The sequence below is a fragment of the Streptomyces sp. NPDC051561 genome, from assembly GCF_044454195.1.
GTDB lineage: Bacteria > Actinomycetota > Actinomycetes > Streptomycetales > Streptomycetaceae > Streptomyces.
This window is the reverse complement of sequence record NZ_JBITDM010000001.1, coordinates 168,488-190,427: the sequence shown is the minus strand read 5'-3', so window position 1 is coordinate 190,427 and position 21,940 is coordinate 168,488. Positions and strand designations below refer to the sequence as shown.

The following is a 21,940-nucleotide window of genomic DNA, read 5'->3' as shown; positions in this document are numbered from 1 at the left end:
ACGCCAGGGAGACGAGTTGCGCATGGACCGACGAGGGTTCCTCAAGGGCACGGCGGCCCTGTCCACCGCCGGACTGCTGGCCCACGCCGGTTCCGCGCCGGCGCACGCGGGCGTGCGCACCGGCACCACCCGCGCCCTCGGAACCCAGGACTGGATGGCCGGCCTCGACTCCGCCCGGCCGCTGCGCACCCTCACCGTGCCCGGCACCCACGACTCGGGCGCCCGCTACGGCGGGCTGTGGGTGGAGTGCCAGAACACCACCGTCGCCCAGCAGTTGACCTCCGGAATCCGCTTCCTGGACATCCGGTGCCGGGCCTTCGAAGGCTCGTTCGCCATCCACCACGGCGCGTTCTACCAGCGTCTCAACTTCGACGACGTACTCACCGCCTGCCGCGACTTCCTCGCCGCGCACCCCTCGGAGACGGTGCTGATGCGGGTGAAGCAGGAGTACTCGGAGGTCGCCGACGCGCAGTTCGGTGCGCTGTTCACGGACTACCTCGACCGCAGGGGATGGCGCTTGCTGTTCCTGATCGCAGGCGCGCCGCCCTCGCTGGGGCAGGCGCGCGGCCGGGTCGTCCTGCTCGCGGACAACGGCGGGCTGCCGGGCGGGCTCCGCTGGGGCGACTCCTCGGTCTTCGACATCCAGGACGACTACCAGGCGGAACCGTTCGCCAAGTACCCGAAGATCGAAGCCCAGTTCAGGAAGGCCGCCGCCCAGCCCGGCAAGCAGTACATCAACTTCGTGAGCACCGCCGCCGGCCTGCCGCCACGCTGGAACTCCGACCGCCTCAACCCGAAGGCGCACGCCCTGCTCGACAGCCCGGGAGCAGCGGGGTGGCGGGGGCTGGGCATCGTCCCGCTGGACTTCCCGCAGACCAGGGCAGGCCTGGTGGAGTCCCTGATCCGGCACAACTGAGGCGCCGGCGCGGGGCGGCGGACTCCTCAAGCCGCCGCCCTCAGCCCTCCGCTCTCGATGACGCTCCTCACGCCGCCGCCCGGTCCGGATCGTCCCGCTCCGTCACCACCCGCAGCCAGCGGTATCCGTACGGTTCCAGCTCGATCCGCAGCCGTCCGTCGGCCCCGGACCGGACAGCGGTCCCGGTGAAGACGTCGGTCAGTTCGGCGTCCGGGCCGAGGCCGGGCGGGGTCAGCGTCCCCGAGGCCTTGTCGCCGGAGAAGTTGTGCACCGCGAGTACCGCTCCCTCGGGCAGTGAACCGAGATGGGCCAGGACCGCCGGATCTCCGCTCTCCAGCAGCTCGAACTCGCCCCAGGCCAGCTCCGGGGACTCCCGGTAGCGCTCGATCAGCAGCCGCATGCGGGCGAGGAAGGAGTCCGGGTCGCGGGACTGGTCGTGCACATTGACCTCGCCCGGACCGTACGCACCGTCCACGACCGGGTTGGGAAACGCCGCCGGGTCCGCCGTGGAGAACCCGCCGTGCTCGTCCGCCGTCCACTGCATGGGGGTACGTACCGCCTGACGGCCCTCCGCCGCCAGGTTCTCGCCCATCGCGATCTCCTCCCCGTAGAACAGCACGGGGGTGCCGGGCAGGGTGAACAGCAGGCTGTACGCGAGTTCCAGGCGGCGTCGGTCGCCTCCCACCATCGGCGGCAGCCGCCGGCGCAGCCCACGGTCGTACAACTGCATCTCCTTCTCGGGGCCGAACGCGGCGAAGACCTCCGCCCGTTCGGCGTCGGAGAGCTTGTCGAGGGTGAGCTCGTCGTGGTTGCGCACGAAGGTCGCCCAGTGCGCGTCGCGCGGCGCCGCCGGACGCGCGCGCAGACTGCGGGCCAGCGGAGCGGCCTCGCCCCGGGCGAGCGAGAGGTACATCTGCTGCATGCCGATGAAGTCGAAGCACATGGTCAGCTCGTCACCCCGGCCGGAGCTGGGCTCGCCGAAGAACAGCGCCGTGTCGTCGTACGGCAGGTTGACCTCGCCGAGCAGGACCGCCTCCCCGCTCCGGCGGCCGAGGAAGGCCCGCAGGTCGGCCAAGTACTCGTGCGGGTCCGGCAGTTCACCGGCGTCCTGCTGGCCGTCGGTCTCCAGGAGGAAGGGCACCGCGTCCACCCGGAAGCCGGACAGGCCGAGCTGGGTCCAGAATCCCATGATCCGGGCTATCTCGTCGCGGACCCGGGGGTTGGCGATGTTCAGGTCGGGCTGCTGCTTGTAGAAGCGGTGCAGGTAGTACTGGCCGGTGGCATCGTCGTACTCCCAGAGACTGTCCTCGGCGTCGGGGAAGACCACGCCCTCGGGACCGTCCTTCGGCGGCTCGTCCGCCCACACGTACCAGTCGCGGTGCGCGGAGTCCCGTGCCGAGCGGGCGTCCTGGAACCAGGGGTGGTGCTCCGAGGTGTGGTTGACCACCAGGTCGGCGATGACCCGGATGCCCCGGTCGTGTGCGGTACGGACGAACTCCGTGAAGTCGCCCAGCGTGCCCAGGCGTGGGTCGACGCCGTAGAAGTCGGTGATGTCGTACCCGTCGTCCCGCTCACGGGTCGGATAGAAGGGCATCAGCCACACACAGGTGACGCCGAGGCGTACCAGGTGGTCGATGCGCTGGGTGAGACCGGCGAAGTCGCCGGTGCCGTCCCCGTCGCCGTCCTGGTACGTCTCCACATCCAGGCAGTACACGACGGCGTTCTTCCACCACAGGTCGGACGTACGGGTCAGCCTCACCGGGAACCACCCACCGCGTACGAGGGGGCACGGGTGACCTCCAGCTGCGGCAGCACCTTGCTGCCGAACGCGTCGAGGAAGGCGCCCTGTTCGCGGCCCACGTGGTGCACCATGACCGCGTCGAAGCCGAGTTCGGCGTACTCCTGGAGCCAGGCCGCGTGCTGGGCGAGATCGTCGGAGACGTTGACGGAGCGGGCCACCTGTTCGGGGGTGACGTGCTCGCTGACCGTGTCGAAGACCTCGGCGGAGTCGATGTCCCAACTCGCCGGCGGGCCATGGATGTTGGAGCGCCACTGGTCGTGGGCGATCGCGAGCGCGGTGTCCTGGTCGTGCGCCCAGCTCACATGGACCTGGAGGTGGAGCGGTCCCGTTCCGCCCGCCGACCGGTACGCGTCGACGATCCGGCGCAGCTGATCGACGGGGGCGTTCACCGTGATGAGCCCGTCCGCCCAGTCCGCGCACCAGCGCGCGGTGGCCTCGCTGCACGCGGCGCCGACCAGTGGAGGCACCGTGTCGGGCCGGGTCCACAGCCTGGCCCGGTCCACGGTGACCAGCCCGTCGTGGCTCACCTCCTCACCCCGCAGCAGGGCCCGGATGACGTCGACGCACTCCCGCAGCCGCGCGTTCCGCACGTCCTTGCGCGGCCAAGCCGCCCCCGTGATGTGCTCGTTGGACGCCTCCCCGCTGCCGAGCGCCGCCCAGAAGCGCCCCGGATACATCGAGGCCAGACTGCCGATCGCCTGCGCCACGATCGCCGGGTGGTAGCGCTGCCCCGGAGCGTTCACCACCCCGAACGGAATGGCCTCGGTGGCCTGCAGCGCAGCCCCCAGCCACGACCACGCGAACCCCGACTCCCCCTGCCGCGCACTCCACGGCGAGAAGTGGTCCGAGCACATCGCGGCCGTGAACCCCACCTGCTCGGCCTGTACGGCTGCCGCCAACAGAACGGCGGGAGCGACCTGTTCGTGCGAGGCATGAAACCCGTAGACGGTCATGTCCCCCCGAATACCCCTTTACGGGGGGATCATTGGCCGGATGGCCGGATGGCCGGATGGCCGGATGGGCGGATGGGCGGATGGGTGGTTGCTCCGCCACTCCGCTACCCCTTCACCACGATGTCCGAGCCGGCCTGACATGCAGCACATTGCCGTCGAGCGGCAGCGGTGCCACGCCGACCAGGGTGAGGCCCGCGTCCGCGAAGAGGCGGGAGTAGTGGTCGGCGGTGCGTTCGCGGCCGCCTACGTTGCACATCATGTGCAGGTCCCAGGCGGTGGCCAGGGACGGGGACCCGTCGGCGGGCAGCACGCGTTCGACGACGAGCAGGTCGGCGGTGTCCGGCATCGCGCGGGCGCAGTGCCGGAGGATCTCGCGGCAGCGCTCGTCATCCCAGTCGTGCAGCACGCGTGACAGGACGTAGACGTCCCCGCCTGCCGGTACGTCCGCGAAGTCGCCCGCGGAGAAGTCGCACCGCGTGGCATGGCCGGCCGCGCCGAGCAGGTTGCGTGCGGTCTCCACGGTGTGCGGGCGTTCCAGCAGGATCCCGTTCAGGCGTGGGTGCGCGGAAAGGATCCGGCCGAGCAACTCGCCGTTGCCGCCCGCGATGTCGACCACCGTGGCCCCCTTCGCCGCGGTGGCGAGGACCGGGTGGGCGGGCAGCGGGTCGAACATCCGTGAGCCGGCGGCCATCGACCGGTCGAAGAGCGCGGCGAGTTCGGGGTCGCGGGCGAAGTGATCGAAGTGGTTCTCGCCGAAGCGCCGCTCGAAGGCGACCTCTCCGGTGCGTACGGTGTGATCGAGCCCGGCGAAGGACTCGTAGAACGGCCCTCCGTACATCAGCGCCAGGGCCCGCATCGACCCCTCGGCCTCCGCGCGCAGCAGCCCGCCCCTCTCCGTGAGCCGGAACCCGTCGTAGCCCTCGCTCACCACACCGAGCATGGCGGCATAGCGCAGCAAGGTGGCCAGATTCGGTGCGACGACGTCAAGTTTCGCCGCCAACTCCTCTGTGCTGAAGGCCCGTTCGGTGTCCATGGCCTCGGCCACCCCCAGCCGCGCGAACACGGCCAGCGCCTGAGTGGTCCAGGCTCCGGTCATCAGCCGCAGCAGAATTTCGGCCGGCTGTTGCCTGCGGAGTTCGTCGAGATGGGTGTCGAGTACGTCGCGGTGGTCCCCGGGGACGTACAGCTCGACCCGCCGGTAGGCGGTCTTGGCCTCGGTGGGCGCGGTGAAGTAGAAGACCGTGCCGTTCTCGTGCGGGTTGTAGCCGCCCCCGTCGGGGACCGCGCCGAACTGTCCGAAGGTCGCGCACAGACCGCGCAGTACCAGCGGATCCGGTGTGTCCACCTCGAAGGCCACATGCGCTTCGTGCTGCCACTTGCGCTCGTGCGTGGCGACCGCCTCCAGGTCCGACCCCGTCGGCACGGTCAGTGCGAACACCTCGACCGTGCGCCGCTCCCCGTCCAGGCACTCCACCGCGGGGCGCAGAATGCCGACATCCAGCTCCGCCGCCGCCCGCTGGTGCCGTACGGCGAGACGCTCGCGCACCACCACACTCGGTTGCGGCGGTACGTCCGTGACGAGCCCGCACTCCGCGAGCGAAGCGCCCAGCGCCGCCCCGTCGGGCGGGAAGACGAGCAGCGCCGCATGCGAGAAGGCACAGCGCTCGGCCAGTGCCCGCAGCTCCGGGCCGTCGAGCCCGGGGAGCAGCAGGGGGAGCAGGGTGGCGGTGTCCTGTTCCCTGACGAAGTCGACCGTCGCGCGCAGGCGGGACGTATCGCCCGACAGTGTCGTGTTCATTGCGGGAGGAGCCTCATTCCGGAGTTCGGAGGTGTAGCGGGAGGGGTGCGAGGAGGGGAGGGGGGCCCGAGTGGTGTACGCCGCCCTACACGCCGACGTAGTGGTCGGCGAACCAGTCCTGATGGCTGCGCGAGGTGCGCAGCGAGGCCAGGCGGGCGCGGCGCAGGGAGTTGTGGAACAGTGACTCGCCGTCCGCGCCGGACGGGCCGTGGAGCAGCCCGATCATCCAGTGCGAGAACTCCTGGGCACGCCAGATGTGCGCCAGGGACCGCGCCGAGTAGGTGTCGAGCCCCTCGCGATGCCCGGCGGTGAGATCGTCGATCAGCGCGCGGGCCAGGAGATCCGCTTCGAGCACGGCCAGGTTGGCGCCCTTGGCGGCGGACGGGCTGATCAGGCCGGCCGAGTCGCCGACGAGGAACAGCGCACCGTGGCGCAGCGGTTCGAGCACGTCGGACTCCAGGGCGACGACCGAGCGGTGCACGATACGTCCGCGGAGCAGCGGCCCGAACTCCTTCGCCCGCATCCGCAGATCCAGCTCGTCCCAGATCCGCTCCTCGGACCAGGCGCCGGCCGGAGTGCCCCGCTCGCACTGCAGGTAGTACCGGGTGATCTCGCTGGTGCGGGCCATGTGCCCGGCGAACCCGCGCGCGTGCACCGCGTACCCGACGGCGTCCAGGCTGGGCGGCGCCTCGGCCAGCAGCCCGAGCCAGGTCACTCCGTGATCGCGGTGACGGCGGACCACCCCGTCGGGCAGCGAACGCCGGGCCGCCCCGTGCCGTCCGTCGCACCCGGCGACGTACCGCCCCTGCCACAGAACCGGCCGCCCGTCGGTCTCCCGTACGGACACCCGGGGCCTCTCACCGTCGGCATCCTGCACGGACACGGCCTCGGTGGCGAAGCGGACCTGTCCGCCGCGCGCCAGGAATCGGTTCAGCAGGTCACTCACCAGGTCCTGCTGGGGGTAGACGGTGTGCTGTTCCCCCTGGCCGAGCGCGCTGTAGTCCAGCTGGAACCGGCCGTCCTCGGTGCGGAACTCACAGGTGCTGTGGAGCTTGCCGTTCCGGTGCAGCCCGTCGGCGAGGCCGTGCGCCTCCAGGATCCGTACGGTCCCGGCGGCCAGGAACCCGGCCCGCGCCCGCGTCTCCACGTGCGCGCGCCCGGCACGCTCCAGGACGACGCAGTCGATGCCCCGGTCCAGCAGGATGTTGGCGAGCACCAGACCGGCGGGGCCGGCTCCGAGGACGACAACATCGGTCGTATGGTCGGCCGGACTCCGCCGACCCTTCCCGTCTGTCACGGAACGAGATATTAAGCAGCCCAAAAGCAGTGATCTTCACAGAATCACCCGATTGCCCGGCTCGAACGGCGAAACGATACTCCGGGCCCTGGGGGGCGGTGAGGTCGCACGAGTTCCGCTCTCAACTCACCCTGGCCGCAAGCTGGTTGCACCGCAGGCGTACCCGAGGTGCTTGCGTGACGTGAAGCAGGGCGGGGGGCGGTGCCGGTGCCCTGCCGGGGTGGCAGGGGGCGTCATCTATGCTTCAGGGCGGTCGCGCGGCGGTGGTCGCCGCCGTGCGCAGCAGCGAGGTAGCGGCCTGTCCGGCCGGTCGCTGAGGCGGTCACCCGCCGGCCCCGTCCGGCTGGGGGGAAGAAGCCCGGGGAGAAGCGAGGAATGTCAGTGATCTGCGTCGGAGGCATGATCGGAATCGGCAAGACGAGTGTCGCCGAACTGATCGCCAAGGAGCTCGGCAGCGACGTCTTCTACGAAAGCGTGGACGACAACCCGATCCTGCCGCTCTTCTACACGGCGAGCCCCGAGGAGATCCAGGCGAAGCGCTACCCCTTCCTCCTCCAGCTCTATTTCCTGCAGACCCGGTTCGCCTCCATCAAGGAGGCGTACAAGAGGGGCGACAACGTCCTCGACCGGTCCATCTACGAGGACTGGTACTTCGCCAAGGTCAATCACGACCTGGGCCGGATCAGCTCCCTGGAAATGCGGGTGTACGAGGGGCTGCTCAACGAGATGATGCGGGAGATCGACGGCCTGCCGTACCGCAAGGCGCCCGACCTCATGGTCTACCTCAAGGCGGACTTCGAAACGGTGCTGCACCGCATCGGACTGCGCGGCCGTGATTTCGAGCAGGACGAGAGCCTCGTCGCGTACTACCGGACGCTGTGGGCCGGCTACGACGACTGGGTGCACACGCACTACTCGGCCAGCGAGGTCCTCGTCATCGACATGAGCTGCACGGACGTGGTGAACAACCCCCAGGACGCGGCCCGCGTCGTACGGGAGGTCAAGGACGCCCTGGTGGCGAGCGGCATCCGGGCCTGAGAAAAGCCTTCGCAGGGCCTGCACGAGGGGCCGGTTCCCCGCACCGCTGGGAGGGGCAGGTACACGTCATGTCTCAGGAAGTGGACCTCCCGAAGGGAAACCGACCAACGATGCTGACGACTCCAGGCCGAAGCCGAAGCCGAAGCCGAAGCCGCACGGGGATACGGGCGGCCGCGCTCGCCCTGCTGGCGGTGCTGCCCCTGGCTGCCGCGACGGCGGCCACCCCCGCGACGGCGGCAGCGGCCCCCACGGCGGGGGCCGCCGGGCAGAAGGCCGCCAAGCAGGGGCCGATCTCCGTGGCCTACGTCGAAGTGAACAGCAACAGCATGCTCAACGTCGGCAAGTACACCCTCGCCAACGGCGGCGGCAATGTCTTCGACGTCGCCGTGATCTTCGCGGCCAACATCAACTACGACACCACCAAGAAGTCGGCCTACCTGCACTTCAACGAGAACGTGCAGCGCGTGCTGGACAACGCCCAGACCCAGATCCGGCCGCTCCAGGCCAAGGGCATCAAGGTCGTGCTGTCGGTGCTCGGCAACCACGAGGGCGCGGGCTTCGCCAACTTCCCGTCCCAGTCGGCGGCCTCCGGCTTCGCCAAACAGCTCTCCGACGCCGTCGGCAAGTACGGGCTCGACGGCATCGACTTCGACGACGAGTACGCGGAGTACGGGAAGAACGGCACCGGTCAGCCCAACGCCTCCTCCTTCGTGCACCTGGTCTCCGCGCTGCGCGCCAGCATGCCGGGCAAGCTGATCTCCCTGTACAACATCGGCCCGGCCGCATCGAGGCTCTCCTACGGCGGCGTGAACATCACCTCGAAGTTCAACTACGCCTGGAACCCCTGGTACGGAACCTGGCAGGTACCCGGCATCGGCCTGCCCAAGTCGGGCCTCTCACCCGCGGCCGTCGACATCACGGCGACCTCCGCGAGCACCGCGGCCTCCCTGGCCAGGCGTACCGTCAGCGAGAAGTACGGCGTGTACCTGACCTACAACCTGGACGGTGCCGACCGGCGCGGCTATGTGTCCGGCTTCACCAAGGAGCTGTACGGGAGCGCGGCCGTCTACACCCCGTAGGTCTGGTGGGGCTCGTAGGGCTGGTGGGTTCCCGGGGTTCTGCGGGCCCCGCAGGTCAGCGTGCGTGGCGGCCCGAGAGGGCCATCCGGTTCCAGGTGTGGCGGCGGCCGCGGACGGCGACGGAGTACGCGTACATGACCTCGGGGTCGCACATCCCGGGGATGTAGGAGTCGCCGAAGTGATGGGCGTCGAACCCGGCCTCCTTGGCGTTGAGGGCGAGCTGCGGCACGACATTGGCGTGGCTCCCCTCCTGGCTGGTGCCGATGGCGCCCATCACGATCGCCCCGGCGTCCTGCACCGCGGCCACCGCCTCGGCCGCCAGCTCCCGGGTGACCCCGGGCAGGGTGCCGGGCAGCGGCATGACGACGCCGTCGGCGCCCGCGTCCACCAGGGCGGTGAGCCGTGAGGTGGTGACCCGCTCGGGGTGCCCGGCGTGGTGCATCTTCCCCGACCACAGGGCCGCGTCGTCACCGAGGCCCGCGCGCAGCTCCTCGGTGACCCTGGCCATCGCCTCGTACGAGCCGCCGGTGCCCGGGTTCGCCGTGATGCACAGCATGGCCGCCCCCATGTCGACCAGGCGCTTGGCGTACTCGGGCTTGGCCCGGCGGATCTCGGGCACGTCCCCCGGTTCCAGGTTGACGCCGATGGGGCGGCCGATGACCTGGGCCAGCTCGGTGAAGGTGCTGAAGCTGCCGAGCCCCGGCAGGGTCAGGCGCTCGCCGTCCCAGGCCCGCTCGATGAGGTTCAGTACGACGATGTCCGCACCGAAGGCTGCCACCAGCTCGGCGTTGTGCACGCCCCGGCCGTCGGGGTGCGGGGAGAGCGCGGCCCGCTCGGCGAAGACCTCGGCGACCATCGTCCGCCCCTCGGCGGCGGCCACGGACCGGGTGAGGGTCCGGCCGCGCAGCGCGGAGAGCTGGGCACGGTCGAGGTCGAGGATGCGAGGTTCGGGAGAGTTCGTCATGGTTCCACGGTAGGGACGCCGGACGGCCGTGCCCCCCTGCCTTTCGGGTGGAATGGGCGGGACTTTGGACCCCGGCCGGGGTTCGGGGCAATGATCTGACGAGCCATCAGGACGCGAGGCCCGAACCGTACGCGGGTACCGGCAGCCGACTGCCCGCATTGCTCACCACCACCACCCCCACCCACATCGCCCGAATGAGATGACAGGAGACCGCGAGTGAAACTCGATCTCGATGGACGCACGGCGCTGGTGACCGGATCCACCCAGGGCATCGGCCTGGCGATCGCCACCTGCCTGGCGCAGGCAGGCGCACGCGTCGCCGTCAACGGGCGCGACGGCGCCCGCGTGGAAGAGGCCATCGGGAAGATCGCCGAGCGCGTGCCCGGCGCCGAGCTGGTGGCCGCCCCCGCCGACGTCACCACCCCCGAAGGCGTCGAGAGGATCGCCGGCGTACTCCCCGCACCCGACGTCCTCATCAACAACCTCGGCATCTTCGGCGCCCGGCCCGCCCTGGAGATCACCGACGAGGAGTGGCGCCGCTACTTCGAGATCAACGTCCTGGCCGCCATCCGCCTGACCAGGCGATTTTTGCCCGGAATGCAGGAGCGTGGCTGGGGCCGGGTGCAGTACATCGCCAGCGACTCCGCCGTGGTGACCCCCGTCGAGATGATCCACTACGGGGTTTCCAAGACGGCCCTCCTCGCTGTCGGCCGGGGATTCGCCAAGGAGGCGGCAGGCACCGGCGTCACGGTGAACACCGTCCTCGCGGGCCCCACCCACACCGAGGGAGTGGAGGACTTCGTGTACGAACTCGTCGACGAGGACCTGCCCTGGGAGGAGGCCCAGCGCACCTTCATGCGTGAGCACCGCCCGCAGTCGCTCCTCCAGCGCCTCATCGAACCGGAGGAGATCGCCCACATGGTTCTCTACCTCGCCTCACCGCTGGCCTCGGCGACGACGGGCGGAGCTCTGCGGGTGGACGGGGGATACGTGGACTCGATCCTGCCGTAGGGCGAGCTCGCGGCTTCAGCAGCCCGCGGCTCCAGTAGCTCTCGGCTCCAGTAGCTCTCGGCTCCAGGAACTCGCGACGTCAGGAACTCTTGCCGATCTCCGTCCGTTCGCCCATGATGGCCTCAACTTGCCGCCGATCGGGGGCAGTTGGCGGAGCAGTGAGCCAGAGGTACGAGGACGGGGGCCGGACAGCCGTGCCGTTTCCACCCACCAGAGCCCCCCGCACGGACCCGCCACCGCCGCCGGGTACACCGCGCCCTCCGGGCCCGCCACCCCTGCTGCGCACTGTTCCCCGCACCCGGCGCGGGGCCCTGTGGTGGCTGGGCTGGCTGGTGCCGGTGATCGCCGCGTACCGGATATGCACGCCGACCCGCCAGGGACGGGTGGTGGACCCCGTCATCAGGAGGGCCCGTCTGTGGCGGCTGGTGCTCGGGCTCGCCCTGACCGTCGGCGGCTGGCTGGGGCTCGGTCTGATGCCCCTGCACGAGATCCCCGACCAGTTCATCCACAGCTTCGGTTACGGCCTCAGCGCCGTACAGATGAACTTCTACATCGCCTGGTGCGTGATCGCGCTGACCCCGAGGGGCGGCAAACGGGCCGCCGCCGCCAAGTGGCGCGGCCCGCTACTCGCTTTCGTCGTGACGATGACCGCGTCCGTCTTCTCCCCCCTCAGCCTCTCCCACGGGCTGCCGCCGTTGTCCTGGAGCACCGTCCCTGGCTGGTGGCTGCTCGCCTTCAGTGTGTTCGGGGGGCTCCTGCTCATCCTCAACGGCGGACGCACCGCCGACATCAACGACGCCCTGCCGGCGGTCGTCCCCTTCTTCACCGTCCTGGCCGTCGTCCTGCCGTCGATCGGCGACCCCATGTACGACCAGGTCTCGATGCCGGTCCGCCTGCTGCTCGGACTGACCGGCCCGGTGACCCTGCTGATGCTGACCGGCTGGGAACTGCGACGGCTGCGCACGCTCCACGGAGTGCGCCTGTCGGACATGTGGCGGCGGCCGTAGCGTCCGTACCGCCCGGTCAAGGGGACAACGCGGGTGTACCGCCAACGTGTGCCATCCACTGCCCCGTTCGTGTCCGGACGCCCGCCGGGCCGCGCGAGCCGCCCATGCTGCTGGGGTCAGTTCGTATTCCTCGGGAAGGCCTTTTCATGACCAGTGACGTGATCGGACTCAAGTACGACCGCATGTTCGACATGCTTGACGTGGACGTCAACGGGGTGCTGGAGGAGCAGGACTTCATCACGCTCGCCCGGTCGATCGCGCGCGCCACCGGCGTCGGCGAGACGTCGCCCAAGGGGGCGATGCTGGTGCTGGAACGGCAGCGCTGCTGGGCCCTTCTCCTGGAGCACGCCGACGCCAACGGCGACGGGCAGATCAGCCGCGACGAGTTCCACCGCGCGATGTCGGGGGCGTTCGGAGACCCGACCCTCCTGGAGCGCAATCTGCGCGACGGTCTCCACGCCGAGTTCGCGGCGATCGACGCCGACGACGACGGTGTGGCGACGGTGGACCAGATGACGGAGTTCCTGATCGCCTGGGGCCTGGAGCACGAGGTGGCCCGGGCCTCGGCGAGGGGCCTCGACCTCAACGCCGACGGTCACATCACGCGGGAGGAGTACGTGGCGGGATGGAGCGACTTCCTGCTGGACGAGAACAACGAGGGCGCGGGCAGCGCCCTCCTCGGCGCGGTCGCCTGACGACTCGCGCACAACCGGCCCGCCGGCCCTTGCCTGTCCCTGTCCCTGTCCCTGTCCCGTACGGACTCTCAGGCCGCCGGTGGGCCCTCGACGCGTACGCCGAGCCGCTCGGCCACGTCGGTGAGGACCTGCCCGAGCGGCAGCGCCACCCGGGTCAGGGCCAGCCGGTCGCCGCGCGTGGGGTCCCTGTTGACGATGAGTACGGGCTTCTGCGCGCGAGCGGCCTCGCGTACGAACCGAAGCCCGGACATCACCGTCAGCGAAGAGCCGAGAACCAGGAGTGAGGTCGCCTCCCGGACCAGGGCCCGGCACTGCTCGACCCGCTGCGGCGGCACGGCCTCGCCGAAGAACACGACGTCCGGTTTGAGGACTCCGCCGCACACCGTGCAGGGCACCACGCGGAAGTCCCCTACCTGCTGGTCGGTGAGGTCGGCGTCGCCGTCCGGGTTGATTCCGGCGGCCACCGGAGCGAAGCCGGGGTTGGCCTGCGTCAGGCGGACGGCGAGTTCGCGGCGCGCGCCGACGGTCCCGCAGGACAGACAGACGACCCGGTCCAGGCTGCCGTGCAGTTCCACCACATCCACGCTGCCGGCGGCCTGGTGCAGCCCGTCGACGTTCTGCGTGATCAGGCCGGGGGCCAGGCCGTGGCGTGCGAAGGCGGCCACCGCCCGGTGACCGGCGTTGGGGCGGGCCCGGCCGAAGACGCGCCAGCCCAGATGGCTGCGCGCCCAGTACCGGCGCCGGGCCTGCGGATCGGCGGTGAACTCCTGATAGGTCATCGGGGTGTGCCGGCTCAGGCTCCCGCCCTCTCCCCGGTAGTCGGGGATGCCGGACTCCGTGGACATGCCCGCTCCGCTGAGCACCAGGACGCCGCCGCGGCCCAGCGCTTCGGCGACCGGCTCCCAGTCCGCGGTGCCGGGTGGCAGGTCACCGTCGGGAACCCAGTTCAAGGTGGGGCGCATACGCATACTGCCAGGGTACGAAAGACCGGACGGGACGCCTTTCCCCGGCGGGGCGCCTTTCCGGGTGGGGCGCCTTCCCGTTGGGGCACCCTTCCGGTCGGGGCACCCTTCCGGTCGGGGCACCCTTCCGGTCGGGGCGCCCTCGCAGGGCGGCCCGACCGGAAGAGGTGCCGAGCCGCTTACTGTGCGGTTCGCCGAGCGGGCAGGGCCGGGCTCTGCCCGCTCGGTGCGTGCCCCCCGTTCTGCTGCCCCCCGTTCTGCGCGTGCTCGCTGCTCCGTGCGTGGCCGAAGGCGGAGAACGCGCGCTCCTGCCGCTGTGCGGTGGCGGGGCGCAGACCGCTCCAGTCCAGGGCCTGCTGGGCCTCGTCCTGGGTCTGCTGGGCGGCGATGCGGCTCTCTGTCAGGGCGTCGCCCAGCTCCTGGACGAGAAGGTCGTAGATCGGTGTAAGTGCGGGTATGGCTGAAGTAGTCACGGGAGTGCATTCTTCCCGCTGGTCAGCGACAGATGTGCGCGGGTCCCGAAGATCGTCGTCAGCTCCCGAAATAGCTGTCGAAGTTCCGGCTGAACTCCTGGTTGTTGAAGCGGTCCCAGTTGATCGACCAGGTCATCAGGCCGCGCAGGGCCGGCCAGGTGCCGTGGGTCTGGTAGCTGCCGCAGTTGGTCTTCCTGGTCAGGCAGTCCAGCGCCTTGTTGACCTCGGCGGAGGACACCCACCCGTTGCCGGCCTGGGTGGAGGCGGGCATTCCGATGGCCACCTGCTCCGGACGCAGCGGCGGGAAGACGTTGTTCGCGTCGCCCGCCACCGGGAAGCCGGTGAGCAGCATGTCGGTCATCGCGATGTGGAAGTCGGCGCCGCCCATCGAGTGGTACTGGTTGTCGAGCCCCATGATCGGCCCGGAGTTGTAGTCCTGGACGTGCAGCAGGGTCAGGTCGTCCCGCAGCGCGTGGATGACCGGAAGGTAGGCGCCCGCGCGCGGGTCCTGGCCGCCCCACTTGCCCACGCCGTAGAACTGGTAGCCCAGCTGCACGAAGAAGGTCTCCGGCGCCATGGTCAGGACGAAGCCGCTGCCGTACTTCGCCTTCAGCGTCCTGACCGCCGAGATCAGGTTGACGACGACCGGGGTCGTCGGGTTCTTGAAGTCGGTGTCGGGGGTGTCCAGCGAGAGCGAGTGGCCCTCGAAGTCGATGTCGAGGCCGTTCAGACCGTACTCGTCGATGACCTTCGAGACGGAGGCGACGAACGCGTCCCGGGCGGCGGCCGTGGTGAGCCTGACCTGCCCGTTCTGGCCGCCGATGGAGATGAGTACCTTCTTGCCCTGGGCCTGCTTGGCCTTGACGGCCGCCTTGAATTCGGCCTCCGACTCGACGTTCGGGCACTCGGCGGCCGGGCAGAGCTTGAACCGGATGTCGCCGCTGGTCACCGAGGTGGGTTCGCCGAAGGCGAGGTTGATGACGTCCCACGAGGCGGGGACGTCGGCCATCCTGGTGTAGCCGGAGCCGTTCGCGAAGCTGGAGTGCAGATAGCCGATCAGGGCGTGCGGGGGGAGGTCCCCGCCGGGGTCGGGATTGCCACCGCCCGGGGGAGTGGTCACGGTGAGCGCCGTCGACTTCGCCGATTCGCCGTCCGCGTTCAGGGCCGTCACCTGGACGCTGTACGCCGTGGCCGGGGCGAGCCCGGTGAGGGTGGCCGAGGTGCCGGTGACCGTGGTGGCCCTGCTGCCGTTGCGGTAGACGGCGTACGAGGTGGCGCCGGTGGAAGCCGACCAGCTGAGCGCGGCGCTGGTCGAGGTGACGGTGCCCGCCTTGAGGCCGGCCGGCGGGGCGGGCGGCTGGGGCTGGGTGGTGTCGCCCGGGCCCAGCAGGCTCAGGTCGTCGGCGTAGTAGGCGGGGGTGCCGTACCAGCCGTGGGTGTAGATCGACACCTGGGTGGTGTTCGCACCGGTCCTGAAGGTGGTGCTCAGCTGCTTGAAGGCGTCGGCGGACTGGGTCCAGGTCGACACATCGGTGGTGCCCGTGCCGCTCGCACCGAGGTAGACGTACGAACCTCGCACCCAACCGCTCAGTGTGTACGTCGAGTCGGGCCTGACCGTAACGGTCTGCGTGCACTTGGCGTGGTCGCTGCCGGCCGGGGTGGCCTTCAGGGCGGAGGCGCCACTGCGGACGGGAGTGGTGACCACGGCTCCCGCGGTGCAGCTCCAGCCGGTGAGCCCGGCCTCGAAGCCGCCGTTGCGGGCGAGTTCGGTGTCGGCGGCGGCTGCCGGGGAGGCGGTGGTGAGGCTGGACGCGGCGAGCGCGAGAGCGGTGAGGGCGAGACCGACGGAGGTGGCGAATCGTCGGATTCTGGGGGTGCGGGGCGGGCGGGGACGGTCCACAACTGCCTCCAGAGCGGGGGGATTTGGAGGTACGGGTGGCCGTCATGGTTGGTCCAGACCAATGGAGTTGTCAAGACTGCCGGCGGCATCAGGAGCGGACCGTTCCCGGCGAGCGGCCGGTGGGTGGCCGGCCGCTCGCCCCCGGAGCCTGAGACACCGGCTCTCAGGCACGGGCCCCGAGACGTCAGGCGTCGGCCGGGCCGGCGGACTCGGCGGCATCGGAGACGGTCGTGCTGACCGGCTCACCCGCCTCGACGGTGCGGCTGACCGTGCAGAGCCGGTCGTGCGAACTCTTCACCGCGCGGGGAAGGATCGCCCGCGCGCGATCCCCTGAGGGGCCCTCGGGGAACGTGACGGAGAAGGTGACCCGGAGATCGGACATCCGGTTGCCGCTCTCGTCCTCGACCTTGTCGCCTGAGGTGGTGACGGAGAAGGCGGTCGCCTCGGTGTGCCGGCCCGTGGCGGCCTCCACGTCGACCGCCGTGCAGCCGCCGATCGCCGCGAGGAAGAGCTCGACGGGCGTGAAGTCGGAGTTCTGGCCGGTACCGAAGTCGAGGGTGCCGCCACGGGCGTTGGTGGCGGTGAACGTGCCGGGGCCGGAGCGCGTCAGGGAAACTGTGCGCAGTGAGTTGTCAGTCATGCCGATGACGGTATCCGTACGCCGTACGAACCCTTGTCGAGCGACGGCGGTGGGACCGGAACGGCCTTGCCCGCTGCACGCGTTGCGTGCCGGAATCGCGTGGGCGAGGGAAAGGTAGGGCAATGGCTGGGCAAAGAACCTTGAGGTCGCCGATGTGATGCGCGTAGACAGGGCGCGACCTGCAACGACCGCCGCCGTTTTGGCACCGCCCCCTGATCATCGGAGATCGCGCAATGATGCGTTGGAACACCCGTATCGCCAGCCTCGCAGCCACCGTCGCCCTGGCGGGAGGGGCCGTCTACGGTACGGGCGTGGCGAGTGCCGAGGACGCGCCGCAGCAGCCCGCGGCCGCCGCGAAGAGCCGCCCCGGCGCGCACGAGCCGCAGAACATCGCCGACCTCGTCACCCAGATCGACCGTTACTACGGCGGGACGAAGAACGCCGACGGCACCTGGTCCGCAGCGGCGGACAGCCCGTACGCGCACGACGTGCAGCGGGTCGAGAAGGCCGCCAGGAAGCACCTCGCCGAAGCGGGCAGGAAGGGCACGCGGCACGGCAAGAAGCCCGCCGTGGTGCTCGACGTCGACGACACCATGCTCCTGACGTACGACTACGAGAAGGCGACGAACTTCACGTACGGCACCAAGTCCTTCACGGACTACGTGAGCAAGGCCGACCGCGGTCCCGTCCACGGCATGCCCGAGCTCGTCAACTACGCCAGGAGCAAGGGTGTCGAGGTCTTCTTCCTCACCGGCTCCGCCGAGGACGTGCGCGCCCCGTTCGCGAAGAACCTCGCCAAGGTCGGCGTGCGGACCCCGCTCGACCGCACCCACCTCTTCCTCAAGGACAAGGCGAACCCGCCCGCGTACCTCAAGGAGGCGTGCGGCGCGGGTGACGCGTGGACGTGCGACGGCGCCCAGTACAAGACCGCCACCCGCAAGTACATCGAGTCCCGGGGCTTCGACCTGGTCGCCAGCATCGGTGACCAGGATTCCGACTTCACCGGCGGTTACGCGGACCGCACCTTCAAGCTGCCGAACCCGATGTACAAGGTCAGCTAGGGTCCGGGAACGCGCCCGGGAACACCGGTCCCACCGTCACGGTTGGTATCCGTTGGGGGCCGGCCCCGCTCAAGCGGGGCGCGCACTCGGCCCGGACGTACCTCTACCGAAGGACTCTTTCGTGATTGACCGGCCGTTGACGCTCATGGCAGTGCACGCCCACCCCGACGACGAGGCCACCAGCACCGGAGGAGTCCTCGCGCGGTACGCGGCGGAAGGCATCCGCACGGTTCTGGTGACGTGTACCGACGGCGGTTGCGGTGACGGGCCAGGGGGCGTCAAGCCCGGCGATCCCGGGCACGACCCGCAGGCCGTCGCAGGGATGCGCCGCAAGGAGCTGGAGGCGAGTGCCGACGTCCTGAAGATCAGCGATCTGGAGACGCTCGATTACGCCGACTCCGGAATGATGGGCTGGCCGAGCAACGACGCCCCCGGGTCGTTCTGGAAGACCCCCGTGGAGGAGGGCGCCACCCGGCTCGCCGAACTCATGCGGCACTACCGGCCCGATGTGGTCGTCACCTACGACGAGAACGGCTTCTACGGTCACCCCGACCACATCCAGGCCCACCGCATCACGATGGCGGCGGTGGAGATGACCGAGCTGACGCCGAAGGTCTACTGGACGACGATGCCCCACTCGGGGATCCAGCGGTTCGGGGAGATCATGCGGGAGTTCCAGGAGGACCTGCCGGGGGACGCCGTCCCGGGGGAAGCCGTGCCGGAGCCGGACCCTGACGAGCTCGCCGCGCTGGCCGAGCTCGGACTCCCCGACGACCAGATCACCACCTGGGTGGACACCACCGCGTACAGCGGTCAGAAGTTTGATTCGCTGGCCGCCCATGCCAGTCAGGGCGAGAACATCTTCTTCCTCAAGATGGGCAAGGAGAGGTTCGGAGAGCTGATGGGCATGGAGACCTTCCTGCGGGTCCAGGACGCCACCGGCGCCCCCGTCCCCGAGAACGACCTCTTCGCCGGCCTGCGCTGATCCGCGTCCTGCGTGGTGCCGGGCGGCGGCGACGGCCCCGGCACCACGTCAGGATGTGCGCGGTTCAGCCACAGACTCTCAAGCCGTCAGCCGTCAGCCGTCAGCCGTCAGCCGTCAGCCGTCAGTCGTCAGCCGACAGCCGCCGGCCCTCAGGCGGTCATGGCGCGGAACGAGCTGGGGCTCAGGCCCTTGTGGCGTTTGAACGCGGCGCTGAAGCCGAACGCGTCCGCATAGCCGGCCGACCTGCCGATCTGGGCGATGCTGAGGTCGGTGTCGGTCAGCAGGGTCTGGGCCTCGTCCATCCGGTACTCGGTGAGGTAGGCGAGGGGCGGGCGGCCCATCAGCTGGGTGAAGCGCTTGGCGAACAGAGCCCGGGAGACGCCGGACCGGGTGGCGAGCGAGGCCACCGTCCAGGCCTCGGCGGGCCGTTCGTGGAAGGCCTGAAGCGCGGGGGCGAGGACGGGGTCGGCGAGGCCCCGGTACCAGTTGGGCGCGTCGGCGCCCGCCCGGTCGAACCAGTTGCGCAGGGTGCACACCAGGGCCCAGTCGAGCAGACGGTCCATCAACGCCTGTGAACCGGGCGTGAGTTGGGCGGCGTCGACGGCGGCCGTCTCCAGCCAGCGGCAGACCTCGACGTCCTCCTGCACCACCAGGACGGGCGGCAGGGAACGCAGCAGCCGCTCGTGACGGTGGCCCGATGCGCGGTAGGCGCCCACGATCAGCGCGGTCGCCTCCGTCGAATCCTCGCCCCAGCGGATACCGCCGAGGTCCTGGCCGGCGCACTCGGCGTCCGTGGCGAAGCAGGCGATCTCGTACGCGGCATGGGCGCTGTGCACGGAGGCGGTGCGGTCCGCGAGGTGGAACGGTGCGGAGCCGCTCACGATGGCCGTGTCGCCCACGCCCACCGCGCGTTCGGTGCCGTCGGGCAGCAGCAGGGTGCCCCCGCCGCGCAGCACGCTGATCATGGTGAGCGGTGCGTCGTCGGCGAAGCGGATGGCCCAGGGGGCGGACAGTACGGCATGGCTGACGACCGAGCCCTCGGCCCGTATGCCACTCAGAAGCGAACTCAACGGATCCACGCCACGCATCGTAGACGATCTCCTATGTCCCGGAGCGTTTCTCCCATGGTTCATCCACGCCGCTGCGGCTGTACTGGATTCACCGCACCAACCGGGAACCACCCGGATACGCCGAGACTCATCGGGAGACACCGTGACGCACTCCGCCGACCGCACCAGGACAGCCCTCGTGGTGGTCGCACACCACCGCACCGATTCCCTCACCGCGCACACGGCCCGCCGGGCCGCCGCCCGGCTCGAAGCCGCCGGATACCGCATCGACCTGCTCGACCTGCACGCCGAGGGGTTCGACCCACGGATGAACGCGGCCGACCAGCCGGACTGGGGCAACCGGGAGAAGCCGTACTCGGACGAAGTGCACGCCCATATGCAGCGCGTCCTGGACGCCGATGTCGTCGTCGCCGTCTTCCCGGTGTACTGGCAGAGCGTGCCCGCGATTCTCAAGGGCTGGATCGACCGCGTGTGGAACTACGGGTTCGCCTACGGCCGCAGCAAGCCCCGCCTCGCCGGCAAGCGCATGCTGTGGCTGGGGTTGGCCGGCGCCACGGGTGACGATCCCATCGTGCAGGGGATGCAGACCGTCCTCGAAACCAACCTAAGTGAAGGCATCGCCTACTACTGCGGTTTCTCCCGGTCCACCGTCGGCCTGCTCACCGACGTGGAGGAGCGCCCGCAGCGCGTCGACGCCGAGGGCAACCTGCTGGTCGGCGCGGCGGTCACGGGCGCCGAGCGGGAGGCGCAGTACGCCGATCTCGACCGGCGTGCGGGGGAGTTCGTGGAGAAGTTCGCCGCGGAGGAGCTCGTGGCCGCCTGACGGGCGGGGTGACCTGTGGCGGGGGGGGGGGGGGGGGGGGGGGGGGGGGGGGGGGGGGGGGGGGCGGCGGGCGCCCCCCCCCCCCCCCCCGCCGCCCCCCCCCCCCCCCCCCCCCCACAGGCGCTCAACCCCCGTACGTCGCCTCGGACTCGCCCAGCACCTCCGCGAAGTCCGCGGCCAGCCGGGCCGCATCCGCCCCTTCCAGACCCGCCGTGGTGATCCGCACCCCGGGCCCCGACGCGATCCGGAACCGCGCCCCCGCGGCCACCCACCACCCGTACGACCGCAGCCCGTTCACCACCGCCGACTCGTCCCGCACCGGCACCCACACGCTCAGCCCGCTGCTTCCCCGGGCCGCGATGCCGCGCCGTGCCAGCTGCCCCACCAGCTCCTCGCGCCGCTCCGTGTACGTGTCCTGGGCGCGCGCCACCAGCGCACGCGTCCCGGCGTCCGTCATCAGTCGCAGCACCGTCTCCTGAAGCACATGACTCACCCACCCCGAGGTGAGCAGCAGCCGCCCGTCGTGCCGCGCCAGCGTCTTCGCGTCGCACGCCAGCGCCGCCCACCGCAGGTCGATGCCCAGATGCTTGGACACCGTACGGACATGGGCCCAGCGGGGGAGACCGCCGGACGCCAGCGAGTGCAGCGGCACTCCGGCGATGTCCGCGTTGTGGTCGTCCTCCACCACCAGCACATCCGGGAACTCCCGCAGCACTGACAGGAGTTGACCGCGCCGCGCCGCCGAGAAGTACCCGCTCCCCGGGCTCTGGGCCCGAGGACTGCACACCACGGCCCGCACTCCGGCCCGCAGTGCCGCCCGCAACGGCTCGGCCCGCATCCCCTGCGCGTCCACGGCCACCGGCACCGCCCGCAGACCCAGCGCGGGCACCAGATCCAGCAGGTGATGGAACCCGGGGTCCTCCACCGCCACGGCGTCCCCCGGCCTCAACTCCGCCGACAGCAGCCGTGAGACGCAGTCCAGCGCTCCGTGCGCGAACGTCACATGTGCATCGGGTACGCCGTCCTGCGCGCACCACTGCCTGGCCGCCACTTCCAGCTCCGCCAGCCGCGGTGACGCGCGGTGCGACCCGCTGACGGGCTCCACCCGGGCGGGGGGCAGCAGTACCGGCAGGAATGCCGGGTCGGGATGGCCGCCGGCCAGGTCCCGCACCCCCGGGGGCACCCTGGGCGGCCTCCGCGATCCCACCGCCGGCGCCTCGGCCACCACGGTTCCGCCGCGTCCCCGCGTCACGACGATTCCGCGTCCGCGCAGTTCCTTGTACGCGGTTGCAACCGTCCCGGGGCTGACCCCCAGCTCCTCGGCCAGGCGCCGCACCGGGGGCAGGGCGTCGCCCGGCGCGAGGCCGCCCTCCGCCACTCCGCGCTCGACGGACGCGGAAATCTCCTTGGCGGACGTACCACTGATCGCATATTGTGCTGCCACATAATCAATTATGTATCAATACA

Annotated in this window: 20 protein-coding genes; 9 read left to right on the top strand and 11 right to left on the bottom strand. The window is 70.6% G+C overall.

What is annotated here, in order from left to right; translation table 11 throughout:
- Window positions 1-22 precede the first annotated feature (22 nt).
- Entirely contained in the window at window positions 23-916 is an 894-nt protein-coding gene (locus tag ACIA73_RS00770; RefSeq protein ID WP_399436048.1) for a phosphatidylinositol-specific phospholipase C, read from the top strand.
- Between the two features lie 67 nt (window positions 917-983).
- Here ACIA73_RS00770 and ACIA73_RS00765 read toward each other — a convergent pair whose 3' ends face one another.
- The 4 genes from ACIA73_RS00765 to ACIA73_RS00750 all read right to left on the bottom strand — a co-directional run bounded on the left by ACIA73_RS00765 (window position 984) and on the right by ACIA73_RS00750 (window position 6,765).
- Window positions 984-2,675 carry an alpha-amylase family protein gene (locus ACIA73_RS00765; RefSeq protein ID WP_399436047.1) on the bottom strand — a complete coding sequence of 564 codons (1,692 nt, stop codon included), beginning with the start codon at window positions 2,673-2,675 and terminating at the stop codon, window positions 984-986.
- Window positions 2,672-3,670, bottom strand: coding sequence for a TIGR03885 family FMN-dependent LLM class oxidoreductase (locus ACIA73_RS00760; protein WP_399436046.1), 999 nt, complete (start codon window positions 3,668-3,670; stop codon window positions 2,672-2,674). The genes ACIA73_RS00765 and ACIA73_RS00760 overlap by 4 nt, the downstream gene beginning before the upstream one ends.
- 112 nt (window positions 3,671-3,782) lie before the next feature.
- Window positions 3,783-5,468, bottom strand: coding sequence for a methyltransferase (locus ACIA73_RS00755; protein WP_399436045.1), 1,686 nt, complete (start codon window positions 5,466-5,468; stop codon window positions 3,783-3,785).
- Window positions 5,469-5,553: 85 nt separating this feature from the next.
- Complete coding sequence (locus tag ACIA73_RS00750; RefSeq protein WP_399436044.1) at window positions 5,554-6,765, bottom strand: 4-hydroxybenzoate 3-monooxygenase; 1,212 nt, start codon at window positions 6,763-6,765, stop codon at window positions 5,554-5,556.
- Between the two features lie 375 nt (window positions 6,766-7,140).
- On the opposite strand from ACIA73_RS00750, the gene ACIA73_RS00745 reads away from it, so the two are divergent.
- On the top strand, window positions 7,141-7,803 hold the full coding sequence (locus ACIA73_RS00745; RefSeq protein WP_399436043.1) for a deoxynucleoside kinase: 663 nt from the start codon (window positions 7,141-7,143) through the stop codon (window positions 7,801-7,803).
- Between the two features lie 110 nt (window positions 7,804-7,913).
- On the top strand, window positions 7,914-8,882 hold the full coding sequence (locus ACIA73_RS00740; protein WP_399436042.1) for an endo-beta-N-acetylglucosaminidase H: 969 nt from the start codon (window positions 7,914-7,916) through the stop codon (window positions 8,880-8,882).
- A 55-nt stretch (window positions 8,883-8,937) separates the two neighbouring features.
- On the opposite strand, the gene ACIA73_RS00735 is transcribed toward ACIA73_RS00740, so the two are convergent.
- Entirely contained in the window at window positions 8,938-9,846 is a 909-nt protein-coding gene (locus ACIA73_RS00735) for a hypothetical protein (RefSeq protein ID WP_399436041.1), read from the bottom strand.
- Window positions 9,847-10,062: 216 nt separating this feature from the next.
- On the opposite strand from ACIA73_RS00735, the gene ACIA73_RS00730 reads away from it, so the two are divergent.
- From ACIA73_RS00730 to ACIA73_RS00720, 3 genes are all read left to right on the top strand, one after another.
- Window positions 10,063-10,857, top strand: a complete 795-nt coding sequence (locus ACIA73_RS00730; protein ID WP_399436040.1) for an SDR family NAD(P)-dependent oxidoreductase — start codon at window positions 10,063-10,065, stop codon at window positions 10,855-10,857.
- Between the two features lie 386 nt (window positions 10,858-11,243).
- Complete coding sequence (locus tag ACIA73_RS00725) at window positions 11,244-11,864, top strand: hypothetical protein (RefSeq protein WP_399436039.1); 621 nt, start codon at window positions 11,244-11,246, stop codon at window positions 11,862-11,864.
- Between the two features lie 146 nt (window positions 11,865-12,010).
- Complete coding sequence (locus tag ACIA73_RS00720) at window positions 12,011-12,559, top strand: EF-hand domain-containing protein (RefSeq protein ID WP_399436038.1); 549 nt, start codon at window positions 12,011-12,013, stop codon at window positions 12,557-12,559.
- Between the two features lie 68 nt (window positions 12,560-12,627).
- On the opposite strand, the gene ACIA73_RS00715 is transcribed toward ACIA73_RS00720, so the two are convergent.
- The 4 genes from ACIA73_RS00715 to ACIA73_RS00700 all read right to left on the bottom strand — a co-directional run bounded on the left by ACIA73_RS00715 (window position 12,628) and on the right by ACIA73_RS00700 (window position 16,534).
- Window positions 12,628-13,527 carry an NAD-dependent protein deacetylase gene (locus tag ACIA73_RS00715; RefSeq protein ID WP_399436037.1) on the bottom strand — a complete coding sequence of 300 codons (900 nt, stop codon included), beginning with the start codon at window positions 13,525-13,527 and terminating at the stop codon, window positions 12,628-12,630.
- 173 nt (window positions 13,528-13,700) lie between these two features.
- On the bottom strand, window positions 13,701-13,994 hold the full coding sequence (locus tag ACIA73_RS00710; protein WP_399436036.1) for a hypothetical protein: 294 nt from the start codon (window positions 13,992-13,994) through the stop codon (window positions 13,701-13,703).
- 58 nt (window positions 13,995-14,052) lie between these two features.
- Window positions 14,053-15,894, bottom strand: coding sequence for a chitinase (locus ACIA73_RS00705; protein WP_399436035.1), 1,842 nt, complete (start codon window positions 15,892-15,894; stop codon window positions 14,053-14,055).
- Between the two features lie 184 nt (window positions 15,895-16,078).
- Window positions 16,079-16,534 carry an OsmC family protein gene (locus ACIA73_RS00700; protein ID WP_399436034.1) on the bottom strand — a complete coding sequence of 152 codons (456 nt, stop codon included), beginning with the start codon at window positions 16,532-16,534 and terminating at the stop codon, window positions 16,079-16,081.
- 236 nt (window positions 16,535-16,770) lie between these two features.
- On the opposite strand from ACIA73_RS00700, the gene ACIA73_RS00695 reads away from it, so the two are divergent.
- Window positions 16,771-17,595 carry an HAD family acid phosphatase gene (locus ACIA73_RS00695; protein WP_399436731.1) on the top strand — a complete coding sequence of 275 codons (825 nt, stop codon included), beginning with the start codon at window positions 16,771-16,773 and terminating at the stop codon, window positions 17,593-17,595.
- 121 nt (window positions 17,596-17,716) lie between these two features.
- Window positions 17,717-18,580 (top strand): PIG-L family deacetylase, encoded by an 864-nt coding sequence (locus tag ACIA73_RS00690; protein WP_399436033.1) that lies wholly within the window; start codon window positions 17,717-17,719, stop codon window positions 18,578-18,580.
- 149 nt (window positions 18,581-18,729) lie between these two features.
- On the opposite strand, the gene ACIA73_RS00685 is transcribed toward ACIA73_RS00690, so the two are convergent.
- A complete protein-coding gene (locus ACIA73_RS00685; RefSeq protein WP_399436032.1) occupies window positions 18,730-19,668 on the bottom strand; it encodes an AraC family transcriptional regulator in 939 nt (312 codons plus the stop codon).
- 124 nt (window positions 19,669-19,792) lie between these two features.
- On the opposite strand from ACIA73_RS00685, the gene ACIA73_RS00680 reads away from it, so the two are divergent.
- The gene (locus ACIA73_RS00680; RefSeq protein ID WP_399436030.1) at window positions 19,793-20,473 is read left to right on the top strand and encodes an NAD(P)H oxidoreductase; all 681 of its coding nucleotides are present in this window, start codon (window positions 19,793-19,795) and stop codon (window positions 20,471-20,473) included.
- Window positions 20,474-20,597: 124 nt separating this feature from the next.
- On the opposite strand, the gene ACIA73_RS00675 is transcribed toward ACIA73_RS00680, so the two are convergent.
- Window positions 20,598-21,917 carry an aminotransferase class I/II-fold pyridoxal phosphate-dependent enzyme gene (locus ACIA73_RS00675; RefSeq protein ID WP_399436029.1) on the bottom strand — a complete coding sequence of 440 codons (1,320 nt, stop codon included), beginning with the start codon at window positions 21,915-21,917 and terminating at the stop codon, window positions 20,598-20,600.
- Between the last annotated feature and the right edge of the window lie 23 nt (window positions 21,918-21,940).

Bases quoted from the DNA above. Each gene is read 5' to 3' on its own strand.
- ACIA73_RS00770 (WP_399436048.1), top strand. From the start codon at position 23: ATGGACCGACGAGGGTTCCTCAAGGGCACGGCGGCCCTGTCCACCGCC.
- ACIA73_RS00715 (WP_399436037.1), bottom strand. From the start codon at position 13,527: ATGCGTATGCGCCCCACCTTGAACTGGGTTCCCGACGGTGACCTGCCA.
- ACIA73_RS00735 (WP_399436041.1), bottom strand. From the start codon at position 9,846: ATGACGAACTCTCCCGAACCTCGCATCCTCGACCTCGACCGTGCCCAG.
- ACIA73_RS00700 (WP_399436034.1), bottom strand. From the start codon at position 16,534: ATGACTGACAACTCACTGCGCACAGTTTCCCTGACGCGCTCCGGCCCC.
- ACIA73_RS00740 (WP_399436042.1), top strand. From the start codon at position 7,914: ATGCTGACGACTCCAGGCCGAAGCCGAAGCCGAAGCCGAAGCCGCACG.
- ACIA73_RS00720 (WP_399436038.1), top strand. From the start codon at position 12,011: ATGACCAGTGACGTGATCGGACTCAAGTACGACCGCATGTTCGACATG.
- ACIA73_RS00745 (WP_399436043.1), top strand. From the start codon at position 7,141: ATGTCAGTGATCTGCGTCGGAGGCATGATCGGAATCGGCAAGACGAGT.
- ACIA73_RS00685 (WP_399436032.1), bottom strand. From the start codon at position 19,668: ATGCGTGGCGTGGATCCGTTGAGTTCGCTTCTGAGTGGCATACGGGCC.
- ACIA73_RS00760 (WP_399436046.1), bottom strand. From the start codon at position 3,670: ATGACCGTCTACGGGTTTCATGCCTCGCACGAACAGGTCGCTCCCGCC.
- ACIA73_RS00695 (WP_399436731.1), top strand. From the start codon at position 16,771: ATGCGTTGGAACACCCGTATCGCCAGCCTCGCAGCCACCGTCGCCCTG.
- ACIA73_RS00755 (WP_399436045.1), bottom strand. From the start codon at position 5,468: ATGAACACGACACTGTCGGGCGATACGTCCCGCCTGCGCGCGACGGTC.